The sequence below is a fragment of the Actinokineospora xionganensis genome, from assembly GCF_014323725.1.
In the GTDB taxonomy this organism is placed as follows: domain Bacteria; phylum Actinomycetota; class Actinomycetes; order Mycobacteriales; family Pseudonocardiaceae; genus Actinokineospora; species Actinokineospora xionganensis.
The window spans coordinates 138895-162710 of sequence record NZ_JABVED010000003.1 but is presented as its reverse complement, the minus strand read 5'-3'; the positions used below and the strand labels follow the sequence as shown (position 1 = coordinate 162710).

The following is a 23816-nucleotide window of genomic DNA, read 5'->3' as shown; positions in this document are numbered from 1 at the left end:
ACTCGGCTGCGTCGAATGCTCAGGAGCGGACACGCACGCAAGCGCGCGCACGTGTGCCGTCGACGGCGAACCAGCCGGCCTCGAATGCCTGCCAGCGCACAAGTTCGGCCCGACTCGCCGCGCCGTCGCGGGCCACCGAGCGGTCCAGGCGAGTCGCGAAATCGCCGAAATCCACCCAGACCAGACACGACAGCCGCGCGTGCACGGAGCGCCTGCCGGAGGAAACGCCCTCGATGATGAGCACCTCCGGCACCTCGACGGTGATCCAGGACCCCGGGGAGGGCACCCCACCAGGCCATTCAGTGCGCTGGTAGCGGCCAGGAACACCGTTTTGGAGGGGATTCAGCACGCCTTCGACGAGCCGGGGCCACCAGGCGACCGGGTCGTCCCAGGTGGCGAAATGATCAGTGGGCACCACGGCCGTGGCCACGCTGCGTGTTCGCAGGTCGTCGGCCAGCCGGGCCGCGAGCGTGGACTTGCCCGCGCCTGTCGGACCGTCCACGGCGACCAGCCGGACAGCGCCCAAACGCGCGGGCGCGGCCAGGATGTCGCCCGTGAGGCTCACACCGTGCGGCGGCCGGACATCGCGCGACCCAGGGTCAGCTCGTCGGCGAACTCCAGGTCGCCGCCCATCGGCAACCCCGACGCCAGCCGGGTGACAGTAAGACCGGGGAAGTCGCGCAGCATCCGGATCAGATAGGTGGCGGTCGCTTCGCCCTCGGTGTTCGGGTCCATCGCCAGGATCACCTCGGTGATCTCCTCCGACCCGATGCGCGTGAGCAGCTGGCGGATGCGCAACTGCTCAGGGCCGACACCGGACAACGGGTCGAGCGCACCGCCGAGCACGTGGTAGCGGCCCTTGAACTCACGGGTCCGCTCGATCGCGAGGACGTCCTTGGGCTCCTCGACCACACACACCGCCGACAGGTCGCGGCGGGCGTCGGAACAGATGCGGCACGTGGTCTCCGCGGAGACGTTGCCGCAGACGTCGCAGAACACGACGCCCTCCTTCACCTTCTGCAGGACCTCCTGCAGCCGGGTGACGTCGGCGGGTTCGGCGCCGAGCAGGTGGAAGGCGATGCGCTGCGCGCTCTTGGGCCCGACCCCCGGCAGTCTGCCGAGCTCGTCGATCAGGTCCTGGACCGGGCCCTCGTACATTTGTCGCTCACATACCCGGCAGGCCGAGCCCGCCGCCCAGTCCGCCCGCGAGCGGGCCCATCTTGGTCTCGGCCAGCTTCTGCGCCTGGGCGCCCGCGTCGCGCACGGCGGCGACGATCAGGTCGGCCAGCGTCTCGGTGTCCTCCGGGTCGACCACCTTCGGGTCGATCTCGAGGGCCTTCAGCTCGCCCGCGCCGGACACCGTCGCGGTGACCAGGCCGCCGCCCGCGGAGCCCTGGACCTCGGCGTCGGCCAGCTCCTGCTGCGCGTTGAGCAGCTGTTCCTGCATCTTCTGTGCCTGCTGCATGATCGCCTGCATGTCGGGCGCACCGCCACCGGGAAACACCGCGGCCCCTCTCGTCCGGGAACGACCCGACGGTCTACGTCGGCGTCGCCACCAGCTTAGAGGGCACCCACCTGTGGCATCGTGGGCGCGGTGCTGAGAAGACACGCGACCGGACTCGCCGCCGCCTGCGCCCTCGCCGCGGCGATGTCCGCCTGCGCCGGGCCGCAGGCCAAGCCGGTCGGCCAGACGCTCGCGTCCACGACCTCGACCTCGCCATCGACCACGTCCACGGCTCCCACCACCTCGGACGTGCCCACGACCACCGCTCCCTCGACTTCGTCGAGCCTGCCCGCGGCGCCGACCACGACGACCGCTAAAGCCGTGCCCGCGACCGGGCGTGTCGTGGTGATCGACCCCGGCCACAACGGCGGCAACGCCACGCACACCGCCGAGATCAACCGGCAGGTGCCCGCCGGGCGCGGGCGCACCAAACCGTGCAACACCACCGGGACGGCCACCCAGACCGGTTACCCGGAGCACGCGTTCGCCTGGGACCTGGCGGTCCGATTGCGCGAGATCCTCACCGCGCGCGGGGTCAAGGTCATCATGACCAGGGCCGACAACGCCGGTGTCGGACCCTGCGTCGACCGGCGCGCGGCCATCGGCAACGAGTCGGGCGCGGCGGCCGTGGTGTCGCTGCACGCCGACGGCTCGACCGCGGCCGGGGCGCACGGGTTCCACCTGGCGCACTCGTCGCCGCCGCTGAACACCGCGCAGGGCGAGCCGTCGCTGCACCTGGCCCGGGCGGTACGCGACAAACTGGTCGCCGCAGGCTTCCCGACGTCCAACTACGCGGGGAAGGACGGTCTGTCCGCGCGCGACGACCTCGCCGGGCTCAACCTGACCGAGCGGCCGACGGTCCTCGTCGAGTGCGGCAACATGCGGGACGCGAATGAGGCGGCGACGCTGTCCAGCCCGGCGGGCAGGCAGCGTTACGCCGAAGGGATTGCGAACGGGATCCTCGGATTCCTCGGATGACCTGTGTTGTGACAGGGTGGAGATCATGTCGGGGATGCGGGTGCTCGATGTCGACGAGCGCGAACGGTTACTGATCTCGGTGACCGATGGCGACCAGGCACGCCTGGTCGAGATCGATGCCAAAGGCGTGCGCCGGAACCTGGAGACGGTGACCGATCTGCGCGCCGCGAAGTACTTGCCCGGCGACCGGAAAATCGTTGTCGAGCATGGGAAACCGGCCCGGCTGTCGCTGCTGAGGGTCGGCGCGGGCATGGCCCCGCTGCTCGGCTCGGCCGACTACGACACCGAGTTGCTCGGCGTGCTGCCCGGCCGCATCGTCTACCGCGCCAACCGGCGGCACCGACTGCTGTTCACCGTGGTCATCCGCAACGTGCTGGTCGGCGAGGAACAGGCCGTCTACGACCGAGGCGGCGCGGTCCTGGAGGCGGCGGTCAGCCCGAACAGCCGCTACATCGCGATCCGGCTGCCGCGCAAGCTCGTGCTGGTCGACACGATGCCGGTCACCGAGGACGACCACGTCCGGCTGATCTCGCCCGAACCCGCCGACGCGGGCAGGCGCGACCTGCGCTGGCTTCCCGACTCGATGCGCCTGGTCGCCACCGAGTACACCGCCGACGAGGCGCGGATCGTGCGCTACAAGGTCGGCGGTGAGGAGTGGGAGCCGCTGGTCCCGTCGCTGCCCACCGGTTCCCAGGCCCGGCTCGCGCCGGACGGCAGGCGCATCGCGGTCGTCGACGGCACCAAGGTCTCGTTCCACCAGACCGAGAACGGCCGCTTCCTCCGCTCCGCCGACCTCCCCGCCCCGGTCAGCCCCGACGGCATCGTCTGGTCCCCCTCGTCCCGCGCGGTCGCCGTGACAACGGAATCCGGCGACGCCGCCCTCGTAGCCGCCGACTCCGCCCGCATCCGCCCCATCACCTAACCCATTCGCGAGTCCAACGTTCAGAACAATGAGTCCAACGTTCAGAACACTGAGTCCAACGTTCAGAACACTGAGTCCAACGTTCAGAACACTGAGTCCAACGTTCAGAACACTGAGTCCAACGTTCAGAACACTGAGTCCAACGTTCAGAACAATGAGTCCAACGTTCAGAACATCGAGACCTACATTCGCGCGATAGCGAACGTCAGGTGTGATGTTCTGAACGTTGGACTCATTGTTCTGAACGTTGGACTCGCGAATGGGTTAAGAGGTGGGGGGTGTGCCGATCTTGTCGACTACGGCGGTTTCGACTGAGGTGAAGCTGATGACGGTGCCCGGCTCGATGCCGTCGATGTCGTCGCCCGCGGTCTTGCGTTCGCCGATGAACTGGCCGGTCGCGACGTCGATGATGATCTCCATGCGATCCTCTTCGTCGCCGATGCCGAACGCGACGCCGACCTTGCCCGCGAGGTTCGCCGCGCGGTCGGTGATCTCGATGCTCGGCACCATCGCGAGGACCCGGTACAGGTTGGCCCTGATCTCCGCCGGGACGGTGCCCGACCGCAGCACGTCCGCCACGTACACGAGCATCTCCTCGTCCGGTCCCGGACCCCGACCCTCGGTGTCGGCACGCAGCCGGTCGTAGAGCTGACGCGGGTCCTTGGGCAGGCTCGCGAGGAACGCGGGCGTCGGAACCTGCCACGCCCCTTCGCGGGTGCACGGTTCCCGGCCCTCGTCGGCGGCGTAGAAGTCACCGCAGCGAGCGCGTTTCTCGCCCTGACCGGGCCTGCGCCCGCCCAACATGCCCGAGGCCTTGACTTCCTCCTCGGTGCCGACGAGGACCTTGTGGTTGCCGGTGACCTGGCGCCGCTGCATCCATTCCTGGTCGAACTCGGCGGGCGCCCACTGCTCGATCAGGTTCTCTTCCAGGACCGCCAACATCTTCCCCTCCGGCGCACCCATGCCCATCCACCACGCGTGCGTGCCGACATAGCGGTACTGACCGGGGCCGACCGGCGGATCGGACGCGCCGACGCGGTCCGCGGCGGCGTTGAGTTCGGCCGCGGCGGCGACGGCTCCCGGCGGATTTCCGTTGAAGGACACCGTTTGCGCCACCAGCAAGCCGGCGACCACCGCGGCGACGGCGGCCGCCGGGGCCGCCCATCGCACCCAGCGCCGCTTCGGGCGGGATGTCTGCGTGCTCATCGTGCTCCCCTGTTCGGGACCGCCCGCGGCGGCCATCAGCTCGGCGCGTGCCCTCGCGAGGGCGTGCGCGTCGGTTCGCACGGCGGAGTTCAGCCGCGACAGCGCGGTGTCCAACTCGTCCTCCGACCAGAGCTCACGCAGGTTGTCGTGGTCACCCATGGCTTTCCTCCTCCCGTGCGGTGTGCTGACGATGACCGTTGGCACGCAACGACTTGCGGACCCGATGGAGCCTGGAACGCACTGTGCCCACGGGAATGCCGAGCGCCTCGGCGACCTCGTTGGAGTCCAGGCCGGCCCACGACGTGAGCAGCAGGACATCCCGGTCGCCGGGCGAAAGGTCGGCCACCGCGGCCGCCAGTCCTCGCACGGCGACCTCGGCGTCGACCCGGTCGACCACCCGCGCCCCCTCGTCGTGGCCTTCCTCGCGGCCCAACGACCGGACTCCCGCTCTGAGCGCGCGTTCCTCCTGGCGCACGAACCGGCGCATCAGGTTGGTCGCGATGCCGTAGAGCCAGGAGCGGACCACGGCCTGCCTGGCGTCGTAGGAATCGCGCTGCCGCAGCGCCACCAGGAAGGTCTCACTGACCAAGTCGTTCGCTATCTCGGGCCCGACGCGGCGGGCGAGGTAGCGGTGCAGTGGGGCCGCGTACTGGTCGAACAGGCGGCCGAACACCGGTGCCACGTCCGGACCGCCCAGGTATGGGCGGTCGGACTCCGTGTCGTCGCGGTCGGTCATCGTCCTCACATCAGTTGTTGCCCGATGCGAGGGCGCGCGTTCACGACTTCAGCGGTTTGGCGCCCAGCTTCTCGGCGAGCAGCTTGAGCATGGCCTCTTCCGGGTCCTGCCGGGAGCCTTCCGCGCCGGGTTCCGGGGCGTGGGCGGCCTGCGCCATCAGCTCTTCCTCGTCTTCCGGCTCCGGCGGCAGTTCGGGCTCCGGCGGCGGAGGCGGCACGTCCTCGGCGGGTGGCCGGTTGTTGATCACTCGGCTGGGCGGCTCGTACGTGCGCTGCGGCGGCTGCGCCGACGGGCGGGCGGGCGCCGCGCTCGTCGGGGTGCTGCCCGGCTCGGCATGGACACAGCGGACCTGCCACGTGCCACCGAGAACGGCGTTGAGCGCCTGGGCGATCGCCTCGACGTTGCGCGGCTCACCCAGCCTGCGCGCCAAGGGGGCGGCGGTGTGCGCGATGACCACCGTGTTGCCCTCGACGGACAGCACGGTCGCGTTGGTGAGCATGGCTTCGGTGCTGCGGCTGGCCTTGCGCACCGCGCCGAGCAGTTCGGACCACACCCGGCGGATGGCGGTGGCGTCCAACGCTCCCGGCGCCGACGGGGTGGCCGCCGGGGCGGTGGGCGCGCTCCCGCTGTGGGGGGCGGCGCCGTTCGCTGGGGTGCTCGGTGTCGGCCAGTCCGCCGCTGCGCCGGCATTCGGCGAAGGCGCGGTGTCGGGTCGGGCGGGCGCCGGAGCGCTCGCGCTGCTGGCGGCGGGGGCGGGCCGGTCTGCCTCGACCGGCGATCCCGCGGCGGTTCGTGCGGGTGGGCGCGCTTCGTCCACTGCGGCCGGAGCGGTGACACGGCCGGGTGTGGTCGCGCCTGCCGGAGCCGCCGTGCGGCCGGGTGTGGTCGGGGCGGCCGTGCCGCCGGCTGTGGTCGCGGCGGCCGGGCTCGCACCGGTCGCGCCCGCCGCGGCGGCGGGTCGGGCGGACGGGGCGGGCTGGTCGGCCTGCCGCTGCGAGGGGCGGGTGATCACCGGTCGGGCCGGGGCGTCCGCGGCGGGCGCGCTGCCGCCGGCGACGACGCGCCTTTCCATCTGCTCCAACCGCTGCAGCACCGCGGAGTCCGCGGCGGCGTCGGTCGACACCGCGCCGGGCAGCAGCATCCGCGCGCACAGCAGTTCCAGCAGCAGGCGCGGGGCGGTGGCGCCGCGCATGTCGACGAGTCCTGTGTGGACGATCTCGGCGTAGCGGGTCAGGGTGCCGGGGCCGATGCGCTCGGCCTGGCCGACCATCCGGTCGATCTCGTCGGCGGGCGCGCTGACCAGGCCGCGGGCGCCCGCGTCCGGCACCGCGCGCAGCAGGACCAGGTCGCGCAGGCGGTCGAGCAGGTCGGAGGCGAAACGCCGGGGGTCGTGGCCCGCTTCGACCAGCCGGTCGACCGTGCCATAGACGGCGGCGGCGTCGCCCGCGCTGAGGCCGTCGACCATGTCGTCGATCAGGGCCACATCGGTGACACCGAGCAGAGCGACCGCTCGCTCGTAGGTGACGCCTTCGGGTCCCGCGCCCGCGAGCAACTGGTCGAGCACCGACTGGGTGTCACGCGCCGAGCCGCCGCCCGCGCGGATGACCAGCGGGAACACGGCCGGTTCGACGGTGGCGCCCTCGGCGGCGCAGTTGCGTTCGAGCAGCTCGCGCATCGCCCCGGGCGGGATCAGCCGGAACGGGTAGTGGTGGGTGCGGGAGCGGATGGTCGCGAGGACCTTGTCCGGCTCGGTCGTGGCGAAGATGAAGACCAGGTGCTCCGGGGGCTCCTCGACGATCTTGAGGAGCGCGTTGAAGCCCTGGGTGGTGACCATGTGCGCCTCATCGACGATGAAGACGCGGTAGCGCGACTGGGCGGGCGCGTAGAACGCCCGGTCGCGCAGTTCGCGGGCGTCGTCGACACCGCCGTGGCTGGCCGCGTCGAGCTCGACGACGTCGACCGTGCCCGGCCCGTTCGGCGCGAGGCCGACGCACGAGTCGCAGGTGCCGCAGGGCTCATCCGTCGGGCCCTGTTCGCAGTTCAGCGACCGGGCGAGGATGCGCGCGCTGGACGTCTTCCCGCAGCCGCGCGGGCCGGAGAAGAGGTAGGCGTGGTTGACCCGGCCCGCGGAGAGCGCGACACGCAGGGGGTCGGTGACGTGTTCCTGGCCGACGACCTCGGCAAAGGTCGCCGGTCGGTACTTTCGGTAAAGGGCAAGCGCCACGGGCCCGACCCTACCCGGCCCGACCGACATGTCCGCGTCCGGGAAGCACCGGCCGCTCCCCGGCGTTGCATCCTGACGTGCCCACCGACGTCCCCTTCTCCGTGCTCGACCTGGCGCCCGTCGCCAGCGACTCCACCGAGACCGCCGCCCTCCGCAACAGCCTCGACCTCGCCCGGCGCACCGAGCGCCTCGGCTACCACCGGTACTGGGTGGCCGAGCACCACAACATGCCCGGCATCGCGAGCTCCGCACCCGCCGTGCTGCTCGCGCACATCGCGATGGCCACCTCGACGCTGCGGATCGGGTCCGGGGGTGTGATGTTGCCCAACCACCCTCCGCTCGTGGTGGCCGAGCAGTTCGGCATGTTGGAGGCGCTGCACCCCGGCCGGGTCGACCTGGGCATCGGCCGCGCGCCCGGCACCGACCAGGTGACCGCGCGGGCGCTGCGCCGCTCGACCGGTCCGCTCTCGGCCGACGACTTCCCCGAGCAACTCGCCGAGCTGTCCAACTACTTCACCGGCCGGGACTCCAACGGCATCACGGCCGTGCCCGCGCTGGACAACCAGCCCGCGATGTGGCTTCTCGGGTCCAGCGGGTACAGCGCCCAGGTCGCCGGGCTACTGGGCCTGCCGTTCGCCTTCGCCCACCACTTCAGCTCGGAGAACACACTGCCCGCGCTGGCGCTCTACCGCGAGCGGTTCCAGCCGTCGGCGACCCTGGCCGAGCCCTACGCGATGGTGGCGGCGTCGGTGATCTGCGCCGACGACGACGAGACCGCCCGCGAACTGGCCCAGCCGGGCGCGCTGCAGTTCCTCCAGCTGCGCAAGGGCACGCCGGGCCGGATGCCGACACCCGCCGAGGCCGCGGCCTATCCGTACACGGACATGGACCGGCTGTTCATCGACGACCGGCTGGACTCACAGATCATCGGCGGCCCGGACACCGTTCGAAAGGGAATCGCCGACCTGCTCGCGGCGACCAACGCCGACGAGCTGATGATCACCACGAATGTGTACGACCACGCCGACCGGGTCCGCAGCTACGAGCTGGTGGCCAAGGGGCGCGAATAGGACCCCGGGCAAAAGGGGACCCCGTGCACCTGCCAGAGCCCGCTTATCCTTGCTGCCTTCCGGCCCTGGGGAGGTTCGCGAGATGAACACCGCACGGGGTCCATGGACGAGTGTACCGGGCCGCCGCGGCGGCCCGCCGAACACCCTTGGTCACCCGGGGAGGGGAAAGCGAAGAGCCGGCCACCACTGGTGACCGGCTCTCGCGGTGCGGAGGATAGGGGATTTGAACCCCTGAGGGCTTTTACACCCAACACGATTTCCAATCGTGCGCACTAGGCCACTATGCGAATCCTCCAACGCGCAAGAGGGTACCGCAGGCGGGTTTGGCCACCCAAAACGGGAGGTCGGACGCAGGTCCGGACCGACGCGCCGCCGTCGGGACCCGACGTTCACCGGAAACCCCCCGGTCGGGTGAATATGCCCCATGGCGACCCGGTGAACGGCGACCAGGAGTTGTTGCGGCGCAGCGAAAGCGCGCGCAACCCGGGGCGTGGCGCACCGTGTCCACCGACGCGCGGGCCTGGTGTCGCGGGCTTAGCCTCGGCCCGCGGCCCCAGGTCGCGGTTATCAGCGAAGAGCAAAGGAAATCACGTGGCTGACGCACTGGAATCTGGTTCGAGCCTGGCCGTGGGCCAGAAGATTCACTCCGCCAACGGCAGGCACTACCTGGAGATGCAGGACGACGGCAACCTGGTCCTGGCGACCGAGGGCATGCCCACCTGGTCGGCCAACGCCAAGGGTTCCGGCGCGGTCCGGGCCGACATGCAGGCCGACGGAAACTTCGTGCTGTACAAGGAAAACGGCGAGGCCGTGTGGTCCAGCGAGACCAGCGGCAAGGACGGCGCCCGCCTGGTGCTGGAGAACGACGGCAACCTGTGCGTCCGCCAGGGCGGCAGCAACGTGTGGGCCAGCAACACCCCGCAGCCCGAGCCCGCGCAGGCGGCCCCGCAGGCCCAGGCCGCGCCCGCCGCCCCCGCGACCCAGACCTACACGGTCGAGGCGGGCGACACGCTGTCGAAGATCGCCAAGCAGTTCTACGGCGACGCGAACCAGTACATGAAGATCGCGCAGGCCAGCGGTGTCGACAACCCGGACATGATCCACCCGGGCCAGGTGCTCACCATCCCCGCGTAAGCGGCGACTGATCGGCCACCCCGCCGATCGACCACTGTGGACGGGCCTACCGGGTGACCGGTGGGCCCGTTTCGCCATCTCCGACAGCCCTGCCGCAGCCCTCACCGCCCTACGGGGCATCGGGGCGCCACCGGTCCCGCGGCACAGCCTCGAGTCCAGGAGCGGCGGCCCGCCTGTGCTCCTGCCGTTCGCGCAGGTCACGCCGCACGGGACAGCGGCGGCGATTGCGTCGACTGGGCCGTAAAGCAAGCTGACCGGAATGCCCCCTGGGTCAGCCCGCTATCCGGCGGCGGCTCGGGTGCAAGTCCGCCCGGTCGGCGGCCAGCAGGCCCGCGCCCCAGCCGTCGGCGCTGCTCACCGACGAGCGGCGGACGCGGACGCCGGGGAACATCGCCTCGAATCTGGCCGTCACCGCCGCGTCCCGGCTGGCCAGGACCGGCACGAGCCGGGTGTCGCCCGAAGCGGCCTGTGCTCCCGCGCGGGCGAGGCGCTCCCGGATTCGGTGCGCGTAGGCGACCAGGAACGAGTGCCGGTACGCGCGGCTGCGCGACGGTGACGCGTTCAGGGCGTGTTCGGCCTGCACCTGCAGGGACCGGGACAGCATGGTGACGATCTCCACATCGGTCTCGTGGCCGACCAGCACCACGCACCCCAGCTTCGGGTAGAACACCGCCCGGCACCGGTTCGCGCCCGCGACGACGTCGACGAGTTGCGCCTTCGGCCCCTGGTAGGGCGCCTGCAGCCATAAGCGGTGGGCGGCGGCGTCCTGCGGGCGGTCGTCGATGCCCTCCACCACGGCCTGCTCGAACGCGTAGCGGGCCATCAGCTCCTGGGCCTTGGCCGAGAGCGCCTCCGCCTCCTCGGGATAGGGCGTCGACTCCGCCTTGGCGAGCAGGCCCCGCACCCGGATCAGCACCCGGGCGTCCACCCCGGTCGGATTGGTCTCGTGCGTGAAGGACTCCCCCGGCCCGGGGACCAGGTGGGGCAGTTGCGGCAGCACCATCAGCTCGGCGATGAGGTCGACCGCCCTGGACAGGGCGTCAACCAGGGTCAAGCGTTTGCTTTCAGCCCAGCTGGGCAGGTGCGCGCCGGTCCACCAGACCTCCGCGCCGATCTCCGCGAGTTGCTGCCGCCAGCGCGGATGCAACTGCCGGTACTGGGCGGTCTGCGCCGCGACCACATCGACCACGAGGGTGGACAGCGAGCGCGGTGTGGCCGCGACGACGTCGGCGGGCAGCCAGCCGCGCTGCCAGAGCAGCTCGACCGTGTGCCCCAGGGCGGACGCAGCGGCGGCGCCTGCCTGCTCCGGCCCGTGCGCCGCCACGTCGCGGACATAAGCCGAGACGGCCCGGGGCGCACCCCGCGACCGCACCGCGGCGGCCTCGGTCAGCCGGGCCGCGAGCACCGCGACCGACCCCCGGGTCTCTCGATCATGTGTTCGCATGGGGCCATGGTGCACCCCCGGTACGACAAACGCAGGCCATCCCGCGGGATGACCTGCGTTTCGCCTGGTAGATCAGGCTTCGTCGTCCGGTGCGGCGTGATCCGCGCGGCCCGGGTTCGGGTCCCTGGACAGGTCGATCAGCGGGTGCCGCTCGGCTCCCTCCGGGGCGGCGTGCTTGCCTGCCTTGACCTCGTTCTCCGTACGAGTGTCGTGGTCCGTGTTCGACACGACGCCCTCCTTCGCTCCCCTGACTGTGCACTCCACTTAGGAGCCGAGGCTACCTGCGCGAGCCCGCACCCACTCGGCTATCCCGACACGGGTGATGGGCAGCGCGTCGGAGATGACCTGGTTACCGGTGGCGGTGACGATCAGGTCGTCCTCGATCCGCACACCGATTCCGCGCAGCTCAGGCGGCACGGTGAGGTCGTTCGGGTGGAAATACAGGCCGGGCTCGACGGTCAGCGCCATGCCCGGTTCGAGCACCCCTTCGTGGTACGACTCGGCGCTCGCGCGCGCGCAATCGTGCACGTCGAGGCCGAGCATGTGCCCGACGCCGCACACGATGTAGCGGCGGTGGTGCTGCCCCCGCGGGTCGAGCGACTTGTCAACCGACCCGGGAAGCAGGCCCCAGTCGTGCAGGCCCTCGGCGAGCACCCGCATCGCGGCGTCGTGGAAGGCCTTGTACTCGCGACCCGGGCGGACCTCGGCCATCGCCGCGAGGTGCGCTTCGTAGACCAAGTCGTAAACCCGCGCCTGGGCGTCGCTGAATTCGCCGGACACGGGGAACGTCCGGGTCACGTCGGCGGTGTAGAGCGTGCCCATCTCGACGCCCGCGTCGAGCAGCAGCACGCCGTCCTCGGCGACCGGGCCGTCGCAGCGGGTCCAGTGCAGGACCGGCGCGTGCTCGCCCGCGGCCACGATCGAGGCGTAGCCGGGACCGTTGCCCAGGGTGCGGGCGCGCCGGTCGAAGGTGCCCTGCAGCCAGCGCTCACCGCCGCCGCGCACGGCTTCGGGGAGTTCGCGGGCGACGTCGGCGAAGCCGAGCACGGTGGCGTCGACGGCGGCCTGGAGCTGCCCGATCTCCCAGTCGTCCTTGATCCGGCGCAGCTCGGCGAGGGTGGTGCGCAGCTCGGAGCTGTGCGCGCCGACCAGCGCGTCGAGCAGTGGCTCCACGCCCTTGGCGGCCAACACCTCGGGCAGTTGCCCGCGCAGGACCTTGGGCAGCTCCTCCAGCGGACGGCACGCGACCCCGAGGGCCTCGGCCCACTCGGCGAGCCCGGGTGCGGCGCCGATCCACAGCTCGCCGTCGCGGGCGTTGGCGAAGAAGTCCGCCTCGGCCGGTCCGGCTGGTTCGCGCAGGTGCAGGACGGCGTCGTGGCCGTCGCCGACCGGGTGCATGACGAGCACGGCGCCCTCGGCGTAGCAACCGGTGAGCCAGGCGAAGTCGCTGTCGGCGCGGAACTCGTAGTCCGTGTCGTTGGATCGCACGGGCGCGCGACCCGCGCCCACGGCGATGCGCTTGCCGGGGAACGCGGCGGAAAGCCGTGCGCGGTGCGCGGCGGCGGCCTCGGCCGCGCCGGGGACCACGCGGACCCGACGGTCGGCCGGACCCCAGTCGTCGCGGACGTAGTCACGGAAACCTGCGGCTTCCACCAACTTCGACGGATCACGCCGAGCCGGGCGGTCGCTCATCTGCTCACCTTCTCTGCTTGTCGCTTTAAGACCACCAAAGCACAGCGGGCCCGCGTCACCGTGACGCGGGCCCGCTGTGGTCGTGCTGCTAGCTGGTCGGCCAGGGGATGCTGGTCGGGTGGAACCGCACGACCTGCGGGTCGTGGTCGCTCGCCTGGTCGGCGAACTCGGCGTTGATGTGCACGATGTCGTAGTCCGTCCGGAAGATGAACGGGCTCACCGTGACGTGGTCGAGCGCCTGGGCGTTGCCCTGGAAGACGTAGCTGTAGCGCTCCGTCTCAGGCAGTTCGTCGATCAGCGCCCGCAGCACGCCACCCTCGGTCAGCTTCGCCATCACCGGGGAGAACTGGAAGTCGTTGATGTCGCCCAGCACCACCACGTTCGCGAACGGATCGATGTCGGTGATCTTCCGCGCGAAGGCGTTGACCAGCTCGGCCTGCTTGAGCCGCTGAACCTCGGAGGTCCGGTTGGGCGGCTGGTTGCGGCCGAACAGCGGCTGGTCGCCGCCCTTGGAGCTGAAGTGGTTGGTCACCACGACCACCGGCTTGCCGCGGAAGGTGAACTCGCCGACGAGCGGCTTGCGGCTGTCCGCCCAGGCCTCGTTGTTCGGCTCGATGCGCCCCGGCGAGAGGGAAAGCTTTGCCTGGAAACGGAACTCGCCCTGGGTGACCTCGATCGGGGTGACCGCGTCACCACCCGGCTTGTCCACAAAGGACACACGGTCCGGGTTGAACAGGAACGCCACCCGGATGTTGCCGCCGGGCTGACCGCCGTCCTGACCGTCGACCGGGTCGATCTGCCGCCAGTCGTAGCGTGGGCCGCCGAGGGCGACGATGGTGTCGCTGAACTTGCGCAGCGTCTCGTCCGCCGCGACGACGCCGTTGTTCACCGGGCCCGAGTTGTCCTGGATCTCCTCCAGGGACAGGATGTCCGGCGTCGACAGGTTGGTGATGATCGCCCGCGCGAGGCGGTCGAACTTCGCCTGCGGGTTGGCCGGGGAGAGGTTCTCCACGTTGTAGGTCGCCACGGACAGCTCGCCGCCGCGCTCCGCCCGGGTGACCTCGGGCTGAAGGTTGCCGGAGACCAGGTCGCCGAGCCGCGTGGCCTGAATGACGTAGCCGCCGAAGCGGCTGAAGTCGACCGGACCGGCGGTCGCGCCTGCCAGCGTGTCGCCGACGTTCGCCTGCGGGAAGGGCCGCTGCGCGAACGGGATCAGGGACAGAACCTGGAGCCTGCCGCTGTTCGGGTCGTCGTAGCCGGTGTACACCGTCGCGCCGCGGGCGGAGCGGTTCTGGTCCGGCTTGGTGGTCACGAACACCTCGTTGAACCTCGTGGTCGCGCCGACCACACGGGCGTTGTCGACCTGGACCCGCATGCCCTCGCGGGACTCGTAGAAGTCGAGCGCGAACGCGGCCGGGTCCAGCGGCAGGGCCTCGATGTTCCCGCCGGGACTCGGCGCGTAGGCGTTCGGCACGGTGTCCGGGGTGAGGATCTCGGCCGCGGGAAGCGGGTTGCCGCTGGAGTTGACCGTCCAGGTGGCGCTGGTCAGCTCGGTCGTGGCGAGCATGACCGAGGACGCGGGGGGCGCGTCCGGGTAGAACTCGTCGACCGTGCCGACGACCGTGACGGCGTCGCCCACGGCCAGATTCGGGGTGACCGAGCCGGTGAAGACGAACAGGCCCTCGCTGGTGGCCGGGTTCGCGTCGGCCTGCGGGTCCTGCAGCCAGAAGCCGCGCGAGGAGCCGAAGGGCCGGACCGCGGTCACGACGCCGGTGGTGCTGACCTTGACGCCGTCCATCGCGGACAGGTGGCCCGCGCCCTGGATCTCGTGGATCTTCGCGGGGGTCGGCGCGGGACCGCCGCCGCCGGGCGTCTGTCCCGCGGCGTTGGTCGGCGTCGGCGCGCCGATCACGAAGTCCGCGGAGTTGTTGTCCGTGTCGGTCAGCGCGGGGCGGGCCGCGGAGGTGGTGTTGCTCGTCGCGGGGGTGGGGGTGGTCTCGCGGACAACCGCCGCCCCGTAGCCGACCAGGTCGCGGATGCGCGCGTCGGCAGCGCAGTCGGCAGCCGTCTTGCAGGTCAGCGCGGCCGTCGAGTTGACCAGGGCGACCGTGCCGCCGGTCGCCGACATCGGGATGGACCCGGTCGCGTTCGGCGGCGGCAGCGCGACGGTTCCACCGGCTCCCGCCGCTTCGGCGACGAGATGGCGACCGTTCGCGCCGAGCACCCCGGTCAGCGGGGTGACCTGCCACGCGGTGGTCGCGCTCGCGGAGGCGGACAGGTACTGCACGCTCCAGCCCGTCAGGTCGACGGGGTTCGCACTGGCGTTGCCGAGCTCGATGAAGTCGTTGGTCAGCGTGGCGCCGGAGTTGCCGCCGCCGCCGTAGACCTCGGCGATCATCGCGCCGGCACTGGGCGCGGCGGTGGCTGCCGGAGCGGCCACGACGACGACACCGAGCGACAGGGCGGTGCCGAGCAGCACTAACCGGGGTGTTCTCACGGGTGTTCCTTCCTCACTGCGGTCCCGGCATCCTTCACCTGTTTGGTTAACAGTGAAAGGCCCGCAAGGGCGGATCATCCCCACACCGGGTGAGGAATAAGGGCCCTTGAAAATTCGGACCGCGAGGAGACCGTGATGCTCTTGCAGGACGCCTACGAGACCGCACAAGCGCTGTTGGACGCCCGACTGCGACCCGACTGGCCGGATCTCGTCGTCTGCTCGTGCACGGAATTCCCGAACGCCTGGTCGTTCGGATACAACACGCGGCGGTTCTTGGTGCACGGGGACATATCGGCCAGCATCGTGGGCGGCGGGCCCGTGGTCGTGCCGAAGTCAGGCCGAGAAGCGTTTCTCGCCGCCTCCGGCCGTCCGGTTGAGGAGCAGATCGGGCACCTCTAACGGACAGCAGAACGCCGGTCCTCCCGTGACGGGAAAACCGGCGTTCTGACTGGCGGTGGCGGTGGGATTTGAACCCACGGACGGGGGTTACCCGTCACGCGCTTTCGAGGCGCGCTCCTTCGGCCGCTCGGACACGCCACCGCGAAAGAGATTACCGAACGCCGTGGGCGCGTCGTCAGCGGGTGGGCTCAAACGCGACGAGTCCGCCGTCGATCGGGTCGACGGCGGACTCGGAGCCTTGCGGAGGTCAGTTGTTGCCCCGCAGCTTGTCCTTGGCGTCCTCGAACGCCGAGCCGGCCTTGTCGCGCAGGTCGTGGGCCTTTTCCTTCAGGCCACCCTCCGCCTGGTCGGCCTTGCCCGAGGCTTCGAGGTCCTGGTTGTCAGTGTGGTGGCCCAGCTTCTCCTTGGCCTGGCCCAGCGCCTGCTCGGCCTTGTCCTTGGCCTTGTCGAACACACTCATCGGACATTCCTCCCTGTCCGAGGGCTGTTCCGCCCTCAGTCAAGGGGTGTCCCGCATTCGGCCTAATCCCACATGAATGTGATGGGAGTCACATCACCGTCGCGAGGCGAAAAAGGCCTCCAGCAACTCGGCGCACTCGGCCTCCAGTACACCGCCCACGACCTCCGGACGGTGCGTGAGCCTGCGGTCGCGCACGACGTCCCAGAGGGAGCCGACGGCTCCGGTCTTGGGTTCCCAGGCCCCGAAAATCACCCGTTCGATACGTGCCAGAACCAGCGCCCCGGCGCACATGGTGCACGGCTCCACCGTCACCGCGAGGGTGCATCCCGCGAGCCGCCAACCGTCGCCGAACGCCGCCGCGGCCGCCCGGAGCGCGAGGATCTCGGCGTGCGCTGTCGGGTCGCCGAGGGCTTCACGGGCGTTGCACGCCGAGGCCAAGACCTTGCCGTCCGGGTCGAAGACCACGGCGCCGATAGGGATGTCTCCCGACACGTCTGCCTGGCGGGCCGCGGTGATCGCGGCCCGCACCTGGTCTTCTTCGCGAGTCACTGCAGGATGGTGTCGAGGTGCTTCGCGTACTCGTCGGCGAAGCCCAGGCGCTGGGCGATCATCTGCAGCTGCTCGTCCGGGTACAGGTCGATCTCGTCGATGATCACCTGCATCTCGGCGGCGGGCAGGCCCAGGTCGGCGAGGATGTCGAGCGAACCCTCGGGCCAGACCTCGTCCTCGTCCTCCGGCGGGTCGACCCGCAGCAGGTCCAGGGCGTCGGCGGCGATGTCGTAGTCCAGCGCGGCCGCGGCGTCCGAGAGCAGCAGCGACACGCCGCCGGGGCTGGGGCGCAGCAGCAGGAAGAACTCGTCGTCGACGGCCAGGAGGCCGAACACGGCGCCGGTCGACCGCGCCTTGCGCAGCTCAGTGATAGCCGCGTCCAGCTCGCGCAGCGACGAGGCGTCCATCGGATCGCAACGCCATTTGCCGTCCTCTCGGACGACCGTCACTCCGAAGCCCGTTACCGGCTCCTGCTCCGACATGCCCACACCGTATTCCGCTTAGAGGTCACCCGGAAGAAGCAGTCCCCCTAACTGGGGGTCGATGACACTATCGAGAGATGAATATGCCGCACGACTCGAGGTTCAGCGGCCTTTTGCCAGCCGCCCACGCGCTGCAACCCAAAACAGTCTCCCTGCGCAGGCAGCTCCACAAGCACCCCGAACAGGGACTCCTGCTGCCGAAAACGCAAGCGGCAGTGTTGCACGCATTGGAGGGTCTTGACCTCAAGATCGTGAAAGGAAACGCCGTCGGTTCGGTCGTCGCGGTGCTCCGCGGCGCCCGTCCGGGTCCCACCGTGCTCCTTCGTGGCGATATGGACGCGCTCCCGCTGACCGAGGAAACCGGCCTGGAGTACGCCTCGACCGAGCCCGGAACCATGCACGCCTGCGGCCACGACACGCACACCGCGATGCTCGCGTCCGCCGCGCGGCTGCTCCATGCCCGCCGCGACGACCTCGCGGGCCAGGTCGTGTTCATGTTCCAGCCGGGCGAGGAGGGCCACCACGGCGCCCGGTTCATGCTCGACGAAGGCCTGCTCGACGTGGCGGGCGCCCCGGTCGAGCAGGCGCTCGCCCTGCACATCACGTCGAAGGAGCTCTCCGGCGTGATCCGGTGCAGGCCCGGCCCGATCATGGCGGGCGCCGACTCGTTCCATGTCACCGTGACCGGCCGCGGCGGCCACGCCTCGATGCCCGCGGACGCGCTCGACCCGATTCCCGCCGCCGCGGCGATGGTCGGAGCGCTGCAGACGGCGGTCACCAGGCGGGTCAGCGTGTTCGAGCCCGCCGTGGTCACGGTCGCGCGGATCACCGCCGGGACCACGACCAACATCATCCCGGAGACGGCGTTCCTGGAGGGCACGCTGCGCACGCTGTCCGACCAGACCCGCAAGACGATGATCGAGGAGATCGTCCGCGTCTGCGAGCACGTCGGCGCCGCGCACGGCTGCGCAGTCGAGGCGTCGGTGACGCCGGGCTACCCGGTGACGGTCAACGACGCCGACGTGGCCGACCGCGTCGTCGAACTGGCCGCCGAGGCGCTGGGCCCGCGCTACTCCGCTGTCCTGCCCAACCCGCTGATGGGCGCCGAGGACTTCTCCTATGTCCTGCGGCAGGTCCCGGGCGCGATGGCCTTCCTCGGCGGGTGCCCGCCCGACACCGAACCGGCCGCCGCCGCGCCCAACCACTCCAACCGGGTCCACTTCGACGAAGCCGCGCTCACCCACGGCGTGACCATGTACGCCGCCTTCGCGCTGGACGCGTTGTCGGGGTAGGGCGTGTCCTGTGGATCATGGGCTAGGGCAGGATGACCCGATGCGATCGGTGTGCGTGATCGGGTTGGGTCTCATCGGCGGTTCGGTCCTGCGCGCGGCCGCAGCCGCGGGCAGAACGGTGTGGGGCGCGACCGGCTCGGCCGCCGACTCCGACGCCGCGGCCGCCGACGGCTACACGGTTGCCGCCGTCGCCGACGCCCTCAAGCGGGCGGCCGACGAGGACGCGCTGGTCGTGCTCGCGGTCCCGCTGCCCGCCGTGGACCAGGTCCTGCGCCAGGTCGCCGACGTGGCGCCGCACTGCCTGCTCACCGACGTCGTCAGCGTCAAGGGACCGGTTGCCGACGCGGTCGCCCGGCACGCGCCGGAAGCCCGGTTCGCGGGCGGGCACCCGATGGCCGGGACGTCCGCGTCGGGATGGTCGGCGAGTTCGACCGACCTGTTCCGCGGCGCCGCGTGGGTCGTCGTCGCCGATGACGACACCGAGGTGGCGGCCTGGCGGGCGGCGGCCGACCTCGCCATCGACTGCGGCGCGCACGTCGTCCCGGTCACCGCCGACGAGCACGACGCGGCCGTCGCCCGGATCTCGCACCTGCCGCACGTGCTGGCCGCGGTCCTCGCCTCGTGCGGCGCCGACGGCGGCCCGCTGGCGCTCGCGCTCGCCGCCGGGTCCTTCGGCGACGGCACCCGGGTGATGGGGTCGCGCCCGGAGCTGGTCCTCGCCATGTGCGAGGGAAACCGGCCCGCACTGTTGGGCGCGGTCGACGACGCCCTCGGCAAGCTTGGCGCCGCGCGGGGAGCGCTGGCCTCCACCGGGTCGCTGGGCGCCACCATCCGCGCCGGTCACAGCGGCCGCGCGAGGCTGGCCGAACTACGGGCCGCGGGCACCACCCGGGTCATCGTCGATCTCACCGACCGGGACGTGATCGACGAACTGCAGTCGGTCGGCGCCCAGGGCGGCCGGGTGGTGGCGTTCGAGGGCGACCTGGCGATCGCGGAAATACCCGCGGACTGAGATATCGGCTCGGCAACGAAAGCCGAGCCGCGGGCTGAACAGCCATACGTTGACCGGGTGGATCTCGACGAACCCGCCTTACCCAGCCGCCGCACACCGCACCGGGTCGCGATAGTCGCGGGCGGCCTGGCGGTGATCGGCGCGGCCATCGCGCTCCTGCGCACACCGGAGCCGGTCGATTCGGGTCCACGTCCCGTGCCACCCCCGCAGACGACGGTCAAGGAGTTCGCCGCGGACGGCATTGTCCTTCCCGCGCCCGGCAATCCGCCCACGCAGCCCGCGGGACTCAGCGTCATATCGGGTCCGCAGCGGCTGCTTGTCGCGTGGGGACCCGACCGCACCGGGAAGCCGGAGCCCGACGGGGCGGCGGGATATGAGATCCGCTGGGGGCGCGGCGACACCATCGACAACGTCCGCCTCCTCTCGCAGCCCGTCGCCCAGCTCGACGCGCTCGAAAACGGCACGCCCTACCAAATCGAGGTCCGCACCATCGATTCGTTCGGCGGGCGCTCGCTCCCGGCCATCATCAGCGGGACGCCGCGGGCCCCGGAGAACGAACCCGCCTGGTCCTTCTACGACCGCTTCAGCTCCCGGGTCGTCCCCGAGCCGCAGCGCTGGCGGCTGAGCGGGACCTCGGACTGCGGCCGCGCCACGCGGGGCGAGGGCGACGACGGCAAGCGCATGGTGATCAGCGGCCAGTGCGGCACCGAGCCGCTGGTCCTGCGCCCACGCGCCCCATTCAAACTCCACGAGAACGCGGTCGACGGCGAGCTGGGGCGCGTCGTCGTGGAGACCGACCACCCCGGGCAGGCAGGCGAGCTGACGATCGACCTGGTCCCCGGCCCGGCCGACCTCGTCGGTGGTCCGACCGCCCTCTCCCATGAGGACCCGGCACTGCCCCCGGACACGATCCGCGTTCGAGTCACCGGCGAAGCCACCGCCATGGCCGAGATCCGGGCGGCCCCCGGTATGACTCGCAGTGGCGTCACCGCCGACCTGAACCCGATGGCTCCCGCCGAGATCGGCGTCAGCGTCCGCTGGGAAATCGTGGTCCGCACCGACGGTGTCCGGCTCGTGCGTGACGGCAAGGTCGTCGCGGCAAGCGACGCCGTCCCGGCGTGGCGGGAAGCCACGGTCCTGGTCGGGTTCGCCGGCGGCCCGACGGGGCTGCACGCCGCCGTCGACCTGGTCGGGTTCGTCGGGGCGCCGACCGCGGTCCCGGTCTTGGTGGTGCCACCGGTGCTGGACACCGGGAGGTCGGTCATCGAAGCGGGGTCCGGCCTCGTGACCCCGTCGGGCGGAGCGCGCGTCCAAGGCGCTATCGGCGGACAGCTCCGGGTCACACTCGTGCCCACGAACCGCGCCCCGGCGGACGACCAGTTCACCGTCGAGGTCGGCGGCCGAGAGTTCCCGGCGCGGCCCGCGGTCACCGGTCAGACCCCCGCGCGCGGGGTCCGGTATCCAATCGTCGCCGATCTGCCGCCCGACGCGCTCGTCCTGCGCGGTGACGGCAAGACGCTCCCAGTCCGGGTGCGTGGCCCGGTCCGGCGTGGTGAGGGCGCGGCCAGGGTGGTCAGCGCGTCGATGGAGCTGACCGCCCCGCCGGGTGCGGTGTCGGCGCGCAGCGGGTCCGGGACCGACGTCCCGCTCGCTCTGACCCGGCTCGGGCTCGCTCAGCCCAGCGCGCGGTTCCTCGACGCGGCCGGGCGGGTGATCGGCCGGGACACGGTGGTCCCGCGCGGGCGGATGGTCCTGGAGGTGACGGCCGACGGCCCCGGTGGGCAGCGGCTCGGCGGCGAACTGGCAGGCCTTGCCGGGATCGAGATCCGGCTGGACGACCAGCGGATCGCGGGCATCCCCACCGTCGCGGACGGGCCGGGCGCCGCCGGGGTGTGGCGGCTGGCGGTGGACACGACGGGGATGTCCGCGGGCGAGCACATGATCGAGATCAAGGCGATCGGGGTGGACCCGCGCGCGGCGTTCGCCGTGGCCTACGCGCCGTTCCGGGTCTAGACCCGGCGGCCCACGCCTGCGTGATCGATGACGACGCCGTCCGCGTCGACGACCAGCGTGCTGGTGGTCCCGGCGCCGGTGAACTCGATCGTCGCGCCGCCCTCGGTGATGGACACGGTCCGGTAGGTCGCGCGGACCAGGCTCACCGCGAGGTCCGGCAGGGCGACGAACACGACCGGGAGCTCGGCCTCGCCCGCGACCCGGTGCAGCCCCAGCCTGCGGATCGGCAGCGTGTGAAACGTGATCGCGCCCGCGACGGCGACCGTCACGGACCCGTCGAACTCGTCGCGCCGGGACACCCCGTCGCGGTCGACCAGCCAGACACCGTCCTCGGTGCGGCTGAGCGAGATCTGGCGCTCGTCCTCCGACGTCGTGGTCCGCAGCAGCAGCCTGCCCGCGGTGTCGCCTTCGACGGAGGCCTCGAACGACGCGCTGAACGCCTCCGACCTCTCGTCGGCCGCCGCGATGATCCGGCCGGAAGCGCGCAGCCTGCTATCGCTGACCAGCAGCCGAACCGACTCCAGCCGGGGCGGGCTGTCGCACTGCCAGGTGACCATCGAGGGTTTTCGCGCAGCAGCGGAGCGGGCCCCTCCCTGAGGAAGGGCCCGCTCGTCACGCTGCTTGTCTAAGCTCACGCCTGGTTGCCCTCGGGGGCTTCAGGGGTGGCGCCGGGCTTGTCCGGGATCATGTCCTGAACCTTGTTCACGACACCGTCGATCTTCTCGTCGTGGCCGGTGAACTTGCTCTTGGCGAACTCGCCCGCCTTCTCGACACCCTGCTCGATCTTGTCCCCGTGCTCCTCGACAAGACCAGCGGCCTTGTTCTTGAGCTCGTTGAAGTCGATACCCATCAGTGCTCCTCACGCACTCCCCGACTCGGGCGCGCACCCGTGCAGGGTACCCAACCAAGTCTTGCCATCCCACTGCGGAAGCTGCTCCGCGTGGCTCAACTTACTCATTTCGGCGCAGTTCGCGACCCGGCGCGCACATGGGTGAGGCCCCGCCGGACTGGTCCGGCGGGGCCTCACTCAGCTCAACTTCAGGCGGAGCGGCGGCGGCGCTGGTAGATCAGCGCGCCCGCGCCCGCGCCGACGAGGCCGAGGCCCACGAGGGCGGGGACCAGGATCGACGCACCGGTGTCCGGCAGGTCGGAGCCCTGCGGGGTCGGGGCGGGGGTCGTGGTCGGCGCCGGGGTCGTCGGGGCCGGGGTGGTCGTCTCGGGGCTGGTGGTCGGCGTGGTCGTGGTGACCGGCGCGGCCTTCCAGTCACCCTTGGCGGCGGCCTCGACCTTCAGCTCCGACGAGTCGGCGACGATCAGCGACTGCGCTGGGTCCTTCGCGTAGCCCTCCACCATGAAGAGCCTGCCGATCTCGACCTGCGACATGCCCTTGAGGACGAACGAGCCGTCACCGGCCTTCGCGTCCGCCGGAACCTTCAGGAACAGCTCGGCGCCGTCCTTGATGTCCTTGGCGGCGATCTCCTTGCCGTCCTTGTCGGTGATCGCGACACCCTCGGGCAGCGACTCCACGATCTCGGCGACCGGGCCGTTGGTCGTGACCTTGAACGGTCCGATCAGTTCGCCCGCCGCGCCCTTCGCGCTCTCGGGGCTGATCTTCAGCTCCGGCGCGGGCTTGGGCGCGATGTCGGTGGCGGAGCCGACCAGGTGCTTGTACAGCGCGAGGACGTCTTTCGCCGCCTCCGGCTTGTGCGGGGTCGGGTCGGACTCGACGACGTTGATGCCGTCGCTGAAGTGCCAGATCGCGGCCTGGGTAGCCCCGATCGCTTCCGCCTCGTCGAGGTCCGTGAGACCGGGAAGCGCCTGCAGATCCTTCAGGTCCTTGCGCGGGACGCTGTTGTGCAGGACCCAGTTGATCTTCCCGCTGTTCTTGTGGAACGTGTCCTTGGGGTGCTTGTCCCAGGGCACCTCGACCATGTCGCGGTCACCCTTGGCCCGGACATGGATCTCCACGCAGTACACATCGAGCTTCGTGCCATCGGACAGTTGGAACTTCGACAGCACGGGCTCGGTCACCCAGGTGGGGCTGACGCGCACGCCGACGCCTCGCGTGCCCTCGTTCTCCAGCCACCTGCCCTTGACGGGGTCGGCGGCCGAGGCGGGCACCGCGGCGAGCATCAGGGCGGCCGAGGCCACGGCCAGCACGGCGCCGGCGCGGCGCATCGGGAAGCGAGTTCCCATGGAGTC

24 protein-coding genes, 2 tRNA genes and 1 other RNA gene are annotated in these 23816 nt (G+C 71.2%); 8 read left to right on the top strand and 19 right to left on the bottom strand.

Annotated features, from left to right (window positions below; all coding sequences use genetic code 11):
• Nucleotides 1-19: 19 nt before the first annotated feature.
• Genes GPZ80_RS07050 through GPZ80_RS07040 form a run of 3 tightly spaced genes read right to left on the bottom strand, consistent with a single transcriptional unit; the run spans nucleotide 20 to nucleotide 1477 of the window.
• Nucleotides 20-565 carry a uridine kinase family protein gene (locus GPZ80_RS07050; protein ID WP_312880175.1) on the bottom strand — a complete coding sequence of 182 codons (546 nt, stop codon included), beginning with the start codon at nucleotides 563-565 and terminating at the stop codon, nucleotides 20-22.
• A complete protein-coding gene (gene recR / locus GPZ80_RS07045) occupies nucleotides 562-1158 on the bottom strand; it encodes a recombination mediator RecR (RefSeq protein WP_187219284.1) in 597 nt (198 codons plus the stop codon). Before recR ends, GPZ80_RS07050 begins: the two co-directional genes overlap by 4 nt.
• A gap of 7 nt (nucleotides 1159-1165) precedes the next feature.
• Entirely contained in the window at nucleotides 1166-1477 is a 312-nt protein-coding gene (locus GPZ80_RS07040; RefSeq protein WP_187219282.1) for a YbaB/EbfC family nucleoid-associated protein, read from the bottom strand.
• A gap of 117 nt (nucleotides 1478-1594) precedes the next feature.
• Here GPZ80_RS07040 and GPZ80_RS07035 point away from each other — a divergent pair, with 117 nt between their 5' ends.
• Nucleotides 1595-2482: an N-acetylmuramoyl-L-alanine amidase gene (locus GPZ80_RS07035; protein WP_312880174.1), complete on the top strand. Its 888-nt coding sequence runs from the start codon at nucleotides 1595-1597 to the stop codon at nucleotides 2480-2482.
• A 25-nt stretch (nucleotides 2483-2507) separates the two neighbouring features.
• The gene (locus tag GPZ80_RS07030; protein WP_187219280.1) at nucleotides 2508-3404 is read left to right on the top strand and encodes a TolB-like translocation protein; all 897 of its coding nucleotides are present in this window, start codon (nucleotides 2508-2510) and stop codon (nucleotides 3402-3404) included.
• A 264-nt stretch (nucleotides 3405-3668) separates the two neighbouring features.
• Here the strand turns inward: GPZ80_RS07030 and GPZ80_RS07025 are convergent, their stop codons facing one another.
• The 3 genes from GPZ80_RS07025 to GPZ80_RS07015 are packed head-to-tail and all read right to left on the bottom strand — an operon-like array spanning nucleotide 3669 to nucleotide 7570.
• Entirely contained in the window at nucleotides 3669-4769 is a 1101-nt protein-coding gene (locus tag GPZ80_RS07025; RefSeq protein ID WP_187219278.1) for a CU044_5270 family protein, read from the bottom strand.
• The gene (locus tag GPZ80_RS07020) at nucleotides 4762-5346 is read right to left on the bottom strand and encodes an RNA polymerase sigma factor (protein WP_187219276.1); all 585 of its coding nucleotides are present in this window, start codon (nucleotides 5344-5346) and stop codon (nucleotides 4762-4764) included. Before GPZ80_RS07020 ends, GPZ80_RS07025 begins: the two co-directional genes overlap by 8 nt.
• A gap of 40 nt (nucleotides 5347-5386) precedes the next feature.
• Nucleotides 5387-7570, bottom strand: coding sequence for a DNA polymerase III subunit gamma and tau (locus GPZ80_RS07015; protein WP_187219274.1), 2184 nt, complete (start codon nucleotides 7568-7570; stop codon nucleotides 5387-5389).
• A gap of 77 nt (nucleotides 7571-7647) precedes the next feature.
• Between GPZ80_RS07015 and GPZ80_RS07010 the strand changes: the two genes are divergently transcribed.
• Nucleotides 7648-8640, top strand: coding sequence for an LLM class flavin-dependent oxidoreductase (locus tag GPZ80_RS07010; RefSeq protein WP_312880173.1), 993 nt, complete (start codon nucleotides 7648-7650; stop codon nucleotides 8638-8640).
• Between the two features lie 10 nt (nucleotides 8641-8650).
• On the opposite strand, the gene ffs is transcribed toward GPZ80_RS07010, so the two are convergent.
• Together ffs and GPZ80_RS07000 are read right to left on the bottom strand one after the other, a co-directional pair.
• Nucleotides 8651-8745, bottom strand: an RNA gene (ffs, locus tag GPZ80_RS07005) — signal recognition particle sRNA small type.
• Between the two features lie 103 nt (nucleotides 8746-8848).
• Nucleotides 8849-8935: transfer RNA gene (locus GPZ80_RS07000), tRNA-Ser, on the bottom strand.
• A 296-nt stretch (nucleotides 8936-9231) separates the two neighbouring features.
• On the opposite strand from GPZ80_RS07000, the gene GPZ80_RS33295 reads away from it, so the two are divergent.
• Nucleotides 9232-9774, top strand: a complete 543-nt coding sequence (locus tag GPZ80_RS33295; RefSeq protein WP_312880172.1) for a LysM peptidoglycan-binding domain-containing protein — start codon at nucleotides 9232-9234, stop codon at nucleotides 9772-9774.
• 271 nt (nucleotides 9775-10045) lie between these two features.
• Here GPZ80_RS33295 and GPZ80_RS32490 read toward each other — a convergent pair whose 3' ends face one another.
• The 4 genes from GPZ80_RS32490 to GPZ80_RS06975 all read right to left on the bottom strand — a co-directional run bounded on the left by GPZ80_RS32490 (nucleotide 10046) and on the right by GPZ80_RS06975 (nucleotide 15407).
• Nucleotides 10046-11218, bottom strand: a complete 1173-nt coding sequence (locus GPZ80_RS32490) for a DUF2786 domain-containing protein (RefSeq protein ID WP_187219270.1) — start codon at nucleotides 11216-11218, stop codon at nucleotides 10046-10048.
• A 72-nt stretch (nucleotides 11219-11290) separates the two neighbouring features.
• Nucleotides 11291-11446, bottom strand: a complete 156-nt coding sequence (locus GPZ80_RS06985) for a hypothetical protein (protein WP_187219816.1) — start codon at nucleotides 11444-11446, stop codon at nucleotides 11291-11293.
• A gap of 36 nt (nucleotides 11447-11482) precedes the next feature.
• Nucleotides 11483-12910, bottom strand: coding sequence for an aminopeptidase P family protein (locus GPZ80_RS06980; protein ID WP_187219268.1), 1428 nt, complete (start codon nucleotides 12908-12910; stop codon nucleotides 11483-11485).
• Nucleotides 12911-12998: 88 nt separating this feature from the next.
• Nucleotides 12999-15407: a DUF8508 domain-containing protein gene (locus GPZ80_RS06975; protein WP_312880171.1), complete on the bottom strand. Its 2409-nt coding sequence runs from the start codon at nucleotides 15405-15407 to the stop codon at nucleotides 12999-13001.
• 135 nt (nucleotides 15408-15542) lie between these two features.
• Here GPZ80_RS06975 and GPZ80_RS06970 point away from each other — a divergent pair, with 135 nt between their 5' ends.
• Complete coding sequence (locus tag GPZ80_RS06970) at nucleotides 15543-15806, top strand: YrhB domain-containing protein (protein ID WP_187219265.1); 264 nt, start codon at nucleotides 15543-15545, stop codon at nucleotides 15804-15806.
• 50 nt (nucleotides 15807-15856) lie between these two features.
• On the opposite strand, the gene GPZ80_RS06965 is transcribed toward GPZ80_RS06970, so the two are convergent.
• From GPZ80_RS06965 to GPZ80_RS32485, 4 genes are all read right to left on the bottom strand, one after another.
• Nucleotides 15857-15947: transfer RNA gene (locus GPZ80_RS06965), tRNA-Ser, on the bottom strand.
• 106 nt (nucleotides 15948-16053) lie between these two features.
• Nucleotides 16054-16266 carry a CsbD family protein gene (locus GPZ80_RS06960; RefSeq protein ID WP_187219263.1) on the bottom strand — a complete coding sequence of 71 codons (213 nt, stop codon included), beginning with the start codon at nucleotides 16264-16266 and terminating at the stop codon, nucleotides 16054-16056.
• A 93-nt stretch (nucleotides 16267-16359) separates the two neighbouring features.
• A complete protein-coding gene (locus GPZ80_RS06955) occupies nucleotides 16360-16815 on the bottom strand; it encodes a nucleoside deaminase (protein WP_187219261.1) in 456 nt (151 codons plus the stop codon).
• Nucleotides 16812-17297 (bottom strand): tRNA adenosine deaminase-associated protein, encoded by a 486-nt coding sequence (locus GPZ80_RS32485; protein WP_187219259.1) that lies wholly within the window; start codon nucleotides 17295-17297, stop codon nucleotides 16812-16814. The genes GPZ80_RS06955 and GPZ80_RS32485 overlap by 4 nt, the downstream gene beginning before the upstream one ends.
• A gap of 83 nt (nucleotides 17298-17380) precedes the next feature.
• Between GPZ80_RS32485 and GPZ80_RS06945 the strand changes: the two genes are divergently transcribed.
• Genes GPZ80_RS06945 through GPZ80_RS06935 form a run of 3 tightly spaced genes read left to right on the top strand, consistent with a single transcriptional unit; the run spans nucleotide 17381 to nucleotide 21614 of the window.
• Complete coding sequence (locus GPZ80_RS06945) at nucleotides 17381-18589, top strand: M20 metallopeptidase family protein (RefSeq protein ID WP_187219766.1); 1209 nt, start codon at nucleotides 17381-17383, stop codon at nucleotides 18587-18589.
• 40 nt (nucleotides 18590-18629) lie between these two features.
• Entirely contained in the window at nucleotides 18630-19601 is a 972-nt protein-coding gene (locus GPZ80_RS06940; protein WP_187219257.1) for a prephenate dehydrogenase, read from the top strand.
• Nucleotides 19602-19658: 57 nt separating this feature from the next.
• Nucleotides 19659-21614: a fibronectin type III domain-containing protein gene (locus tag GPZ80_RS06935; protein WP_187219255.1), complete on the top strand. Its 1956-nt coding sequence runs from the start codon at nucleotides 19659-19661 to the stop codon at nucleotides 21612-21614.
• Here the strand turns inward: GPZ80_RS06935 and GPZ80_RS06930 are convergent.
• From GPZ80_RS06930 to GPZ80_RS06920, 3 genes are all read right to left on the bottom strand, one after another.
• Complete coding sequence (locus GPZ80_RS06930) at nucleotides 21611-22171, bottom strand: putative glycolipid-binding domain-containing protein (protein ID WP_187219253.1); 561 nt, start codon at nucleotides 22169-22171, stop codon at nucleotides 21611-21613. The genes GPZ80_RS06935 and GPZ80_RS06930 overlap by 4 nt on opposite strands.
• A gap of 74 nt (nucleotides 22172-22245) precedes the next feature.
• On the bottom strand, nucleotides 22246-22464 hold the full coding sequence (locus GPZ80_RS06925) for an antitoxin (RefSeq protein WP_187219251.1): 219 nt from the start codon (nucleotides 22462-22464) through the stop codon (nucleotides 22246-22248).
• Nucleotides 22465-22652: 188 nt separating this feature from the next.
• Nucleotides 22653-23810 carry a thioester domain-containing protein gene (locus GPZ80_RS06920; protein ID WP_187219249.1) on the bottom strand — a complete coding sequence of 386 codons (1158 nt, stop codon included), beginning with the start codon at nucleotides 23808-23810 and terminating at the stop codon, nucleotides 22653-22655.
• Between the last annotated feature and the right edge of the window lie 6 nt (nucleotides 23811-23816).

Excerpts from the sequence above, each read along its gene's own strand:
- GPZ80_RS06920 (WP_187219249.1), bottom strand. The coding sequence starts at position 23,810 with ATGGGAACTCGCTTCCCGATGCGCCGCGCCGGCGCCGTGCTGGCCGTG.
- GPZ80_RS06960 (WP_187219263.1), bottom strand. The coding sequence starts at position 16,266 with ATGAGTGTGTTCGACAAGGCCAAGGACAAGGCCGAGCAGGCGCTGGGC.
- GPZ80_RS32490 (WP_187219270.1), bottom strand. The coding sequence starts at position 11,218 with ATGCGAACACATGATCGAGAGACCCGGGGGTCGGTCGCGGTGCTCGCG.
- recR (WP_187219284.1), bottom strand. The coding sequence starts at position 1,158 with ATGTACGAGGGCCCGGTCCAGGACCTGATCGACGAGCTCGGCAGACTG.
- GPZ80_RS06970 (WP_187219265.1), top strand. The coding sequence starts at position 15,543 with ATGCTCTTGCAGGACGCCTACGAGACCGCACAAGCGCTGTTGGACGCC.
- GPZ80_RS06945 (WP_187219766.1), top strand. The coding sequence starts at position 17,381 with ATGCCGCACGACTCGAGGTTCAGCGGCCTTTTGCCAGCCGCCCACGCG.
- GPZ80_RS07025 (WP_187219278.1), bottom strand. The coding sequence starts at position 4,769 with ATGGGTGACCACGACAACCTGCGTGAGCTCTGGTCGGAGGACGAGTTG.
- GPZ80_RS06980 (WP_187219268.1), bottom strand. The coding sequence starts at position 12,910 with ATGAGCGACCGCCCGGCTCGGCGTGATCCGTCGAAGTTGGTGGAAGCC.
- GPZ80_RS32485 (WP_187219259.1), bottom strand. The coding sequence starts at position 17,297 with ATGTCGGAGCAGGAGCCGGTAACGGGCTTCGGAGTGACGGTCGTCCGA.
- GPZ80_RS07030 (WP_187219280.1), top strand. The coding sequence starts at position 2,508 with ATGTCGGGGATGCGGGTGCTCGATGTCGACGAGCGCGAACGGTTACTG.
- GPZ80_RS07020 (WP_187219276.1), bottom strand. The coding sequence starts at position 5,346 with ATGACCGACCGCGACGACACGGAGTCCGACCGCCCATACCTGGGCGGT.
- GPZ80_RS07040 (WP_187219282.1), bottom strand. The coding sequence starts at position 1,477 with ATGCAGGCGATCATGCAGCAGGCACAGAAGATGCAGGAACAGCTGCTC.
- GPZ80_RS06925 (WP_187219251.1), bottom strand. The coding sequence starts at position 22,464 with ATGGGTATCGACTTCAACGAGCTCAAGAACAAGGCCGCTGGTCTTGTC.
- GPZ80_RS06930 (WP_187219253.1), bottom strand. The coding sequence starts at position 22,171 with ATGGTCACCTGGCAGTGCGACAGCCCGCCCCGGCTGGAGTCGGTTCGG.
- GPZ80_RS06940 (WP_187219257.1), top strand. The coding sequence starts at position 18,630 with ATGCGATCGGTGTGCGTGATCGGGTTGGGTCTCATCGGCGGTTCGGTC.